General features: G+C 38.4%; 6 protein-coding genes and 1 pseudogene. 5 read left to right on the top strand and 2 right to left on the bottom strand.

Going from position 1 to position 12,254, the window contains the following annotated elements; genetic code table 11:
• Positions 1–96: 96 nt before the first annotated feature.
• Both pheT and pheS read right to left on the bottom strand, forming a co-directional pair.
• Positions 97–2,481, bottom strand: coding sequence for a phenylalanine--tRNA ligase subunit beta (gene pheT, locus PCY70_RS07835; RefSeq protein WP_305766921.1), 2,385 nt, complete (start codon positions 2,479–2,481; stop codon positions 97–99).
• Between the two features lie 51 nt (positions 2,482–2,532).
• Positions 2,533–3,554, bottom strand: a pseudogene (pheS, locus tag PCY70_RS07830) (phenylalanine--tRNA ligase subunit alpha).
• A gap of 233 nt (positions 3,555–3,787) precedes the next feature.
• Here pheS and PCY70_RS07825 point away from each other — a divergent pair.
• From PCY70_RS07825 to PCY70_RS07805, 5 genes are read left to right on the top strand one after another with little or no spacing between them, the layout of a single operon-like run.
• Positions 3,788–6,103, top strand: a complete 2,316-nt coding sequence (locus tag PCY70_RS07825; RefSeq protein ID WP_323132689.1) for a UvrD-helicase domain-containing protein — start codon at positions 3,788–3,790, stop codon at positions 6,101–6,103.
• Entirely contained in the window at positions 6,060–6,215 is a 156-nt protein-coding gene (locus PCY70_RS07820) for a hypothetical protein (protein ID WP_305766919.1), read from the top strand. Before PCY70_RS07825 ends, PCY70_RS07820 begins: the two co-directional genes overlap by 44 nt.
• Positions 6,172–6,477, top strand: coding sequence for a hypothetical protein (locus PCY70_RS07815; protein ID WP_305766918.1), 306 nt, complete (start codon positions 6,172–6,174; stop codon positions 6,475–6,477). Before PCY70_RS07820 ends, PCY70_RS07815 begins: the two co-directional genes overlap by 44 nt.
• On the top strand, positions 6,363–7,325 hold the full coding sequence (locus tag PCY70_RS07810) for a hypothetical protein (RefSeq protein ID WP_305766917.1): 963 nt from the start codon (positions 6,363–6,365) through the stop codon (positions 7,323–7,325). The genes PCY70_RS07815 and PCY70_RS07810 overlap by 115 nt, the downstream gene beginning before the upstream one ends.
• Before the next feature lie 59 nt (positions 7,326–7,384).
• Positions 7,385–12,049, top strand: a complete 4,665-nt coding sequence (locus tag PCY70_RS07805) for a hypothetical protein (protein ID WP_305766916.1) — start codon at positions 7,385–7,387, stop codon at positions 12,047–12,049.
• The last annotated feature ends 205 nt before the right edge of the window (positions 12,050–12,254 follow it).

Here is a 12,254-nt window from a genome sequence, read left to right as displayed (position 1 = left end):
ATAGTGTTGACATTTTTTATATTTCATAAACCTCTCACAAAAATAATTTTTAAAAGTTTAATAAAATGGCCCCCCTATCACTAGAGAGGCTTCAACTTATGCTCTTAACTTCGCGGCAAAATTAGTTTCTAATCCATTCAAAATTTTCTTGATGCTTTTACTTACTTCCTCATCGGTTAATGTCTTATCTTTAGCTCTAAATACCAAGTTAAATGCTACAGATTTTTGTCCCGTTTCAACTTGCTCCCCTTCATACACATCAAATAATTCTGTGCCCACAAGGATTTTCCCACCACGCTGATTTATCAATTTGATCATATCTCCAACTAACTCTTCTCGACTCACTATCACTGCTAAGTCTCTTGTCATACTTGGAAATTTTGGAAGCGGCTTATACACTCGCTCGGTTTGCGCAACATCGATTAACGTTCTCAAATCTAATTCCATTATATAAACTTTTTGACTGAATCCATAGCTTTTCAATACTTCCGGATGCACTTCACCCAAAAATCCTACAATCTTATTTCCTACCAACAGGTTTGCACATCTCCCTGGATGCATAAATGCCAATTCTTGGTTCCTATCATACGATGCGTCTTTAATATTCAGTGCTTTTATAAGCGTTTCTGCAATGCCCTTTATATCAAAGAAGTCTGCCTCTGGTCCATACAATCCTACCGTCACTTTTTCTACTTCACTAGGCAATTCCAATTCCGTTTTTGCCTTAAAAAAAACTTTCCCAATTTCATATAACGCGGCAGATTCGTTGCGCTTACTATTATTCAAACTGAGTGCGTTTAACATCGCATTTGCAGTGGTAGTTCGCATTATACTAAAGTCTTCGCCCAATGGGTTTTGAATCACGACGGCATCTCTTAGCTCCGAGTCAATTCCCAATTTATCAAATGTTTTTGGCGATTCTATTGTATAGGTGCGAATTCCATATGCTCCACAATTTCGAAGCGTTTCTTTAATCTTATCTTCTACTTTTTGCTCGTACGTTTTTCCTCCCACTGTTGGTGTCGCTCTTTCTAATGTTACCGGAATTTTGTCATATCCATATATTCTAGCAACTTCTTCTGCCAAATCTGCTTTCATTGTTACATCCGGTCTAGTTGTCGGAATCGTTACTGTTCCATCTGCATTTACCACAAATCTCACTCGTCTGAATATTGCTTCCATCTCTGCTTTCGAAATTTTGATGCCCAAAAATGAGTTAATCCATTCCACATCATATGGTATTGTAATCGGCTCTCTTGGAACAGGATAAATATCTATAACTCCTGCTAACACATCTCCAGCTTCTGTCATATTTATTAGCTGTGCCGCACGGTCGAGTGCACAAGAAATTATTTCTGGATCTATGCCTTTTACATATTTTTTAGACGCATCACTCATTATTCCCAGTTTTTTGGAAGTTTGTCGCACCGAAAACGCGTTGAAGTTTGCACATTCAAACAATATTGTTGTTGTTTCTTCTGTAACTTTTGTATCTTCGCCACCCATAACTCCTGCTACTGCGACAGGCTTTGCTGCATCTGCGATTATCAACATTGTATCATCCAGTTTTATCGTATCTCCCAACAATGTTGTCATCTCTTCGCCGTTCTTCGCTAGTCGAACGTTTATTTCTGCCCCTGCCAACTTATCATAATCAAACGCATGCATTGGTTGCCCAAACTCTAGCAATAAAAAATTTGTGATGTCTACAATATTATTTATCGGTCTCAACCCAGCCGATATCAATTTGTCTTGTAGCCACTTCGGAGAACTCTTTACTTTTACGTTTTTAATAATTCTTGCTGCATATCTATTACACAGTTCTGGCGATGCAATCGCAATCTTGGCTAGCTTTGTGCCATCTTCTTTCGTTTCTGCTACTTCTATTTTAGGAAACATAAATGCTGTATCGAAGGTTGCTGCCACTTCTGTTGCTATTCCCAAAATACTAAAGCAATCAGATCTATTAGACGTAATTTCGTATTCTACAACTTGCTCTCCCAATCCAAAGTATGGCTTCGCATCTTCTCCCAATTTCATGTTTTCTGGATTCAAAAATATATAGATCCCATCATCTGGTGCGTCCGGAAACTGCTCTTTGGATAAACCCAACTCTTCCACAGAGCAAAACATTCCGTTAGATTCTACTCCTCTCAAATTGCTTTTCTTAATTTTTAATCCATTTGCTAGGTCTGCCCCTGCTAATGCCACCGGAACAACGTCTCCCACTTGCAAGTTTGTCGCTGCAGTTACGATTTGTATCACTTCTGCTCCTATATCACATTTCATGACGCGCAGTCTTTTTGCATCCGGATGTTTCTCTTCTGCAACAACTTTTCCTACAACTACATTTGTAATATCTTTTCCACTTTCTTCTACTTTTTCTACTTTAGAACCTGTAAGAGTCATTTTATCAACAAAAGTTTTTATGTCTGCGTCAATATTTACATACTCTTTTAGCCATGACATTGGTACGTTCATGTTTTCCTCCAATTTGTTGCTTTCTTCCGCAACTGTATATTTCGTTATTTCTTAAAATTGATCCAAAAATCTTACGTCATTTTCGTAAAATAATCTTATATCATTAATATTATATTTTAACATCGTCAATCTCTCAATTCCCATCCCAAATGCAAATCCTTGATATTTGCTACTATCAATTCCCGACATCTCTAACACATTTGGATGCACCATTCCACATCCTAAAATTTCTATAAATCCTTCTCCTTTACATACTGAACAACCTTTTCCTCCACACATTACACATGTTACATCCACTTCTGCACTTGGCTCAGTAAACGGAAAATAGTGTGGTCTAAACTTTACTTCTACTTTATCTCCAAAGAATTTTTTCGCAAATTCTGCCAGTACTCCTTTTAGATCTCCAAAGGTAATATCTTTATCTATTACCAACCCTTCTATTTGGTGAAAAATTGGCGAGTGTGTTGCGTCCACTTCATCGGATCGATACACTTTTCCTGGCGCTACCATTCTAATAGGAAGCTTTTGGTTCTCCATTGTATGAACTTGCACTGGCGATGTTGCGGTCCTTAGCATTGTATCTGCTGTTATATAGAACGTATCTTGCTCATCACGCGCCGGATGCTCTTTCCCCAAATTTAATGCATCAAAATTGTAATATCCGCTTTCAATTTCTCTCCCAGATACGATTTCATATCCCATCCCAATAAATATATTAGACAACTCTTCTAACGTTTTATCCAGAGGATGCATTTTTCCTATTGCTACTTTTTTTGCCGGAAGCGTAATATCTATCACTTCATTAGCTATTTTTTGATCTTGTTCTAATTTTTCGAGTGCAACTTTCTTGTCTTTCAATGCAGCTTCTAATGCCTCGCGAATTTCGTTTGCCACTTGTCCTACAATTGGACGCTCTTCTTTTGACAGGTTTTTCATACTTTTCAGTACTGCTGTCAATTCTCCTTTTTTTCCTAAATATTTAACTCTGATATCTTCGAGTTCTCTCACAGTTTTTGACGTTTCTATTTCATTTGTTGCCTGAATTTTTTTATATTTTCTAATTGTTCTTTCATTATAGTCTCCTTTCATCTAACTTTCTTAATTTTACTCTTTTTTTTTATTGTGTCAACCTCTCTAATCAAAACTACCCTAATTTTTCCTCATAATTGAATTTTGCTCAAAAGTATGTTAATATTATCCCTTGAAAAAAAAATAACTAATTTTATATATTCTACATATAATCCAGAGTATGTGGCTTAGTTATTTTCATAATATAAAAATTATACTTATTAAAAAGGAGTTTAATATGCAATTTAAAAAAAACTTTAGTAAAACTGTCCCTAAAAATGTTGATATTCTTCCCAAGCTAGAACAATTCGAAAATCATTTGCGCAACTGCAATTATCAGCTACGGAATATGCCCAACAGCTATTATATTCGTACTATTCGAAAATCTAAAAGTGAAGAAATCTTTAAATTCCGTCTTGATAGGGCCAATCGTATCCTATTTAAATTTGATGCTTCTGGAAAAAATATTGTATATTTAGGTTATGTAACTCATGATGCTCAGGAAAGGGATGCCCGTTCACTTAATTATAACCATATTAAATTGGCTCCTCATTCTATTACTCGCACAATTAAAAAAGTTCACACTATTCTCGATGTTACTCCGGTTCTTAATAATCAAATTTTTTTGGCAAAAGGGACTGGTAAAACTATTCTTCCTTTAGAAAAATTAACTGCTGGACAAACCTTATATCTCACTGCTTCTCGGCTTGCTTTAGAGATCGCCCAATCTAATTATCCCGCGGCCACTGCCGATTTTACCTCTGCGACTGCTGCATTAGCACAAGTTGCGGGTATATCTAACGACCAAATTCAATCTGCTGCTGCCACTATCACTTGGCTCAAAGCTCAAACCGGATTTCAAATCGTAAGCAAAAAGGAAATTTCAGAAATAGCTGCCGAAATCTCAGAAATAATCAAAGGTTACTCTATTCATCATACTCTGTTTCCTTTACACGAATATAAAAAATTTCCGTATTCCAAGTTCAGTCACAGTGCGAAAGAACAAGTTTACAAGCTCGCTCAGGCCTATCAAGATTTTTTAGATGAATCGAATTTATTTGATGCTAATGATATTGCAAAGAAAGTTTTGCGACTCTCAAAAGTTCCCGATTACGATTTAATTATTGCCGATGAAGCTCATAAATTTACCAAGGCACAGATTGCTGCCATCTCTAGGTTATCTTCTACCAAAATTATTTGGACTGGCGACCCCAATCAACTGCTGTATTTACCATTTTCTGCACTATTTGCACACAATATGTATTGTGGATTCTCTGAAATAAATTACAGATCCATTAAAGAACTGTCAGAATTTGTTAACGAAGTATCTTATCTCCGACAGTCTTTTTGCGAAAGAACTTTTTATGATTATACAGAAGTTGGTGCCAGAAATGGTCCTTTTCCACATATGGTTAAGTTGAAAGATCAAAAAGCTCTCTTTGCTTCCATTGCTGATAAACACTATTTTGCTATCGTTGTTGGTAGCGAAAAAATTAAGAATACATTAGCCAAAAAATATAACATTGCTATTGGTAGATTATTTTTGGTCAACGAAATTCGTGGTTTGGAATACGAAAATATTTATTGCTATGATATTATGTCTTCCGCCAAGGCTGATTGGGCCAAAATATTAAGTGGTGCAGATACAAATAAAAATCGTATCCGCCATTATTTCAATATTTTTTACACTGCCATTACCGCTGCTAAATCTCATCTATTTATTTATGAATCCAAAGAATTTGATTTTGAACCCTTTGAATTTTGCGAAACGCTTAGGAGCTACAATGTAGAATTCTTTGCAACCAAAAAGCTGTCTTCCAAAGAGGATTGGGAATTTGAAGCGCATCGTCTTGCTCTTATCGAAACAGCGGATCCATCCGCTATTGCTTTCGCTCAGGAACAGGCTCTTCACGCAACTTCTACCAAAGAAAATAAGCCAGATAAAGTTTTATACAAGCAAGGACTTGATTATTTGGTCTTGGAAAAGAATAAGCCTGTTAAAAAATGTGTTCAAGATGAAGATATTGTGTCTAAAAAAGTAAAAAATGGGCAAGAATTATATTTTGACCTGACAATTTGCACCAAATGCGTTGATTATGATTTATGTATTGCTAATGAAGCCGACGATCAGAAAGCTGTTAGAATAAAAGATTCTTCCATTAAAATGGTATTGAAGGAAAAAGCAAAAATAGCTGAATCTACAGTCGCGCCTGCTGCTTTCATAGAAAAAGAACGCACTGCAACCGTGTCATTCGAAGAAATTGAGGCCATCTCTATCACTGGCAAAACTGCCGCTGAATACGAAGTTCATGAAGTTTACGAGCCTGAAATTACTGATATTGATGCTGACGAATCTTCAACAACTTCAGTGGCTTCTCATGCTGATGATGCCTCCGATGATGCTGATAAATCTTCAACAACTCCAGTAGCTTCTCATGCTAATGATGCCTCCGATGATGCTGATGAATCTTCAACAACTACAGTGGCTTCTCATGCTGATGATGCCTCCGATGATGCTGATGAATCTTCAACAACTACAGGCTTCTCATGCTGATGATGCCTCCAATGATGCTGATGAATCTTCAACAACTCCAGTAGCTTCTCATGCTGATGATGCCTCCGATGATGCTGACGAATCTTCAACAACTCCAGGCTTCTCATGCTGATGCTTCTGATAATGCTGATAAATCTTCAACAACTTCAGTAGCTTCTCATGCTGATGATGCCTCCGATGATGCTGATGAATCTTCAACAACTCCAGTAGCTTCTCATGATGATGCTCCGATGATGCTGATGAATCTTCAACAACTACAGTGGCTTCTCATGCTGATGATGCCTCCAATGATGCTGACGAATCTTCAACAACTCCAGTGGCTTCTCATGCTGATGCTTCTGATAATGCTGATAAATCTTCAACAACTTCAGTAGCTTCTCATGCTGATGATGCCTCCGATGATGCTGATGAAACTGCTCCAGCTGCAATTAAATTGACCTCTGAAATTCATGTTCTTTCTGATAATGATGATGAATCTGTTTCTAAGATTGATGACATTCTAGCTGAAGCACACAAATCTTCGCAACTACCGCGGCTTCTCATGACGATGCTTCTAATAATGCTGATAAATCTTCAACAACTATCACGGCTTCTCATGAAGATGCTTCCAATAATGCTAAGAAATCTTCGGCAACTACAGCAGCTTCTCATGACGATGCTTCCAATAATGCTAATAAATCTTCAACAACTACAGCTTCTCATGAGATCTGATAATGCTAATAAATCTTCGGCAACTAGGCTTCTCATGATGATGCTTCTGATAATGCTAAGAATCTTCGGCAACTACCGCTTTCTCATGACGATGCTTCCAATAATGCTAATAAATCTTCAACAACTACAGCAGCTTCTCATGACGATGCTTCCAATAATGCTAATAAATCTTCAACAACTACAGCAGCTTCTCATGACGATGCTTCCAATAATGCTAATAAATCTTCAACAACTACAGCAGCTTCTCATGACGATGCTTCCAATAATGCTAATAAATCTTCAACAACTACAGCAGCTTCTCATGACGATGCTTCCAATAATGCTAATAAATCTTCAACAACTACAGCAGCTTCTCATGACGATGCTTCCAATAATGCTAATAAATCTTCAACAACTACAGCAGCTTCTCATGACGATGCTTCCAATAATGCTAATAAATCTTCAACAACTACAGCAGCTTCTCATGACGATGCTTCCAATAATGCTAATAAATCTTCAACAACTACAGTAGCTTCTCATGCTGATGATGCTTCCGATGATGCTGATGAAACTGCTCCAGCTGCAATTAAATTGACCTCTGAAATTCATGTTCTTTCTGATAATGATGATGAATCTGTTTCTAAGATTGATGACATTCTAGCTGAAGCACACAAATCTACCGCAACTACCGCGGCTTCTCATGAAGATGATTCTGATAATGCTAAGAAAACTTCGGCAACTACCGCGGCTCCTCATGACGATGCTTCCAATAATGCTAATAAATCTTCAACAACTACAGCAGCTTCTCATGACGATGCTTCCAATAATGCTAATAAATCTTCAACAACTACAGCAGCTTCTCATGACGATGCTTCCAATAATGCTAAGAAATCTTCGGCAACTACAACAGCTTCTCATGACGATGCTTCCGATAATGCTGATAAATCTCCAACAACTACGGCTTCTCATGACGATGATTCTGATAATGCTAAGAAAACTTCGGCAACTACCGCGGCTCCTCATGACGATGCTTCCAATAATGCTAATAAATCTTCAACAACTACAGCAGCTTCTCATGACGATGCTTCCAATAATGCTAATAAATCTTCAACAACTACAGCAGCTTCTCATGCTGATGATGCCTCCAATGATGCTGATGAATCTTCAACAACTACGGCTTCTCATGACGATGATTCTGATAATGCTGATAAATCTTCAACAACTACAGCGGCTTCTCATGACGATGCTTCCAATAATGCTAAGAAATCTTCGGCAACTCCAGTGGCTTCTCATGACGATGATTCTGATAATGCTAAGAAATCTTCGGCAACTCCAGTGGCTTCTCATGAAGATGCTTCCAATAATGCTAATAAATCTTCAACAACTACAGCAGCTTCTCATGACGATGCTTCTGATAATGCTGATAAATCTTCGGCAACTACCGCGTCTTCTCATGAAGATGCTTCTGGTAATGCTGATGAAACTGCTCCAGCTGCAATTAAATTGACCTCTGAAATTCATGTTCTTTCTGATAATGATGATGAATCTGCTTCTAAGATTGATGACATTCTAGCTGAAGCACACAAATCTACCGCAACTACCGCGGCTTCTCATGAAGATGATTCTGATAATGCTAAGAAATCTTCCGCAACTACCGCGGCTTCTCATGCTAATGATGCTTCTAATAATGCTAAGAAATCTACGGCAACTACCGCGGCTTATCATGATGATGCTTCTGATAATGCTATGAAATCTTCGGCAACTACCGCGGCTTATCATGATGATGCTTCTGATAATGCTAAGACATCTTCGGCAACTACCGCCGCTTCTCATGACGATGCTTCTTATAATGCTAAGAAATCTTCGGCAACTACCGCCGCTTCTCATGACGATGCTTCCAATAATGCTAATAAATCTTCAACAACTACAGCAGCTTCTCATGACGATGCTTCTAATAATGCTAAGAAATCTTCGGCAACTACCCGCGGCTTCTCATTGATGGATCTTCTGATACTGCGGATAAATCTTCAACAACTACTGCTTCTCATGACGATGCTTCTTATAATGCTAAGAAATCTTCGGCAACTCCCGCGGCTTCTCATGAAGATGATTCTGATAATGCTAAGAAAACTTCGGCAACTACCGCGGCTCCTCATGACGATGCTTCCAATAATGCTAATAAATCTTCAACAACTACAGCAGCTTCTCATGACGATGCTTCCAATAATGCTAATAAATCTTCAACAACTACAGCAGCTTCTCATGACGATGCTTCCAATAATGCTAATAAATCTTCAACAACTACAGTGGCTTCTCATGCTGATGCTTCTGATAATGCTAAGAAATCTTCAACAACTACAGCAGCTTCTCATGACGATGCTTCCAATAATGCTAAGAAATCTTCGACAACTACCAGCGGCTTCTCATGACGATGCTTCTAATAATGCTAATAAATCTTCAACAACTACAGCAGCTTCTCATGACGATGCTTCCAATAATGCTAATAAATCTTCAACAACTACAGCAGCTTCTCATGACGATGCTTCCAATAATGCTAATAAATCTTCAACAACTACAGCAGCTTCTCATGACGATGCTTCCAATAATGCTAATAAATCTTCAACAACTACAGCGGCTTCTCATGAAGATGCTTCTGATAATGCTACGAAATCTTCGGCAACTACAACAGCTTCTCATGAAGATGCTTCCAATAATGCTAATAAATCTTCAACAACTACAGCAGCTTCTCATGACGATGCTTCCAATAATGCTAATAAATCTTCAACAACTACAGCAGCTTCTCATGACGATGCTTCCAATAATGCTAATAAATCTTCAACAACTACAGCAGCTTCTCATGACGATGCTTCCAATAATGCTAATAAATCTTCAACAACTACAGCAGCTTCTCATGACGATGCTTCCAATAATGCTAATAAATCTTCAACAACTACCGCGGCTTCTCATGACGATGCTTCCAATAATGCTAAGAAATCTTCGGCAACAACCGCGGCTTCTCATGACGACGCTTCTGATAATGCTAAGAAAACTTCGGCAACTACCGCGGCTCCTCATGACGATGCTTCCAATAATGCTAATAAATCTTCAACAACTACAGCAGCTTCTCATGACGATGCTTCCAATAATGCTAATAAATCTTCAACAACTACAGCAGCTTCTCATGACGATGCTTCCAATAATGCTAATAAATCTTCAACAACTACAGCAGCTTCTCATGACGATGCTTCCAATAATGCTAATAAATCTTCAACAACTACAGCGGCTTCTCATGAAGATGCTTCCAATAATGCTAAGAAATCTTCGGCAACTACAACAGCTTCTCATGAAGATGCTTCCAATAATGCTAATAAATCTTCAACAACTACAGCAGCTTCTCATGACGATGCTTCCTATAATGCTAAGAAATCTTCGGCAACTACTACGGCTTCTCATGACGATGCTTCTAATAATGCTAATAAATCTTCAACAACTACAGCAGCTTCTCATGACGATGCTTCCAATAATGCTAATAAATCTTCAACAACTACAGCAGCTTCTCATGACGATGCTTCCAATAATGCTAATAAATCTTCAACAACTACAGCAGCTTCTCATGACGATGCTTCCAATAATGCTAATAAATCTTCAACAACTACAGCAGCTTCTCATGACGATGCTTCCAATAATGCTAATAAATCTTCAACAACTACAGCAGCTTCTCATGACGATGCTTCTGATAATGCTAAGAAATCTTCCGCAACTACCGCGGCTTCTCATGACGACGCTTCTGATAATGCTAAGAAAACTTCGGCAACTACCGCGGCTCCTCATGACGATGCTTCCAATGATGCTAAGAAATCTTCAACAACTACAGCAGCTTCTCATGACGATGCTTCCAATGATGCTAAGAAATCTTCAACAACTACAGCAGCTTCTCATGACGATGCTTCCAATGATGCTAAGAAATCTTCAACAACTACAGCAGCTTCTCATGACGATGCTTCCAATGATGCTAAGAAATCTTCAACAACTACAGCAGCTTCTCATGACGATGCTTCCAATGATGCTAAGAAATCTTCAACAACTACCGCGGCTTCTCATGACGATGCTTCCAATAATGCTAAGAAATCTACGGCAACTACCGCGGCTTATCATGATGATGCTTCTGATAATGCTAAAAAATCTTCGGCAACTACCGCGCCTTCTCATGAAGATGCTTCCAATAATGCTAATAAATCTTCAACAACTACAGCAGCTTCTCATGACGATGCTTCCAATAATGCTAATAAATCTTCGGCAACTACCGCTGCTTCTCATGATGATGCTTCTGATAATGCTGAGAAATCTTCGGCAACTCCAGTTGCTTCTCATGCTGATGATTCTGATAATGCTAAGAAATCTTCTGCAACTACAGCGGCTTCTCATGAAGATGATTCTGATAATGCTAAGAAAACTTCGGCAACTACCGCGGCTTATCATGATGATGCTTCTGATAATACTAAAAAATCTTCGGCAACTACCACGGCTTCTCATGAAGATGATTCTGATAATGCTAAGAAAACTTCGGCAACTACCGCGGCTTATCATGATGATGCTTCTGATAATACTAAAAAATCTTCGGCAACTACCACGGCTTCTCATGAAGATGCTTCCAATAATGCTAAGAAATCTTCGGCAACTACCGCGGCTCCTCATGACGATGCTTCTGATAATGCTGATGAAACTGCTCCAGCTGCAATTAAATCGACCTCTGAAATTCATGTTCTTTCTGATAATGATGATGAATCTGTTTCTAAGATTGATGACATTCTAGCTGAAGCACACAAATCTACCGCAACTACCGCGGCTTCTCATGAAGATGATTCTGATAATGCTAAGAAAACTTCGGCAACTACCGCGGCTCCTCATGACGATGCTTCCAATAATGCTAATAAATCTTCAACAACTACAGCAGCTTCTCATGACGATGCTTCCAATAATGCTAATAAATCTTCAACAACTACAGCAGCTTCTCATGACGATGCTTCCAATAATGCTAATAAATCTTCAACAACTACAGCAGCTTCTCATGACGATGCTTCCAATAATGCTAATAAATCTTCAACAACTACAGCAGCTTCTCATGACGATGCTTCCAATAATGCTAATAAATCTTCAACAACTACAGCAGCTTCTCATGACGATGCTTCCAATAATGCTAATAAATCTTCGGCAACTACCGCGACTTCTCATGAAGATGCTTCCTATAATGCCTAAAAATCTTCGGCACTACCCCGGCTTGTCATGACTATGATTCCGATAATGCGACAAAGTCCTTCCTTGGCAACACGCGGTCTTCATGACGATGTTCTCAATAATGTGCTAAGAGAATCTTCAGCATACTCAGTGGCTTCCTCATGCCGATTTCCAAAATGCTAAAGAATTTTCGGCAACTACCGCGGCTTATCATGATGATGCTTCT

The sequence above is a fragment of the Candidatus Epulonipiscium viviparus genome, assembly GCF_030708075.1.
Classification (GTDB): domain Bacteria; phylum Bacillota; class Clostridia; order Lachnospirales; family Cellulosilyticaceae; genus Epulonipiscioides; species Epulonipiscioides viviparus.
The sequence above is the reverse complement of the archived record's forward strand: the minus strand, read 5'-3'. Positions and strand labels throughout refer to the sequence as shown.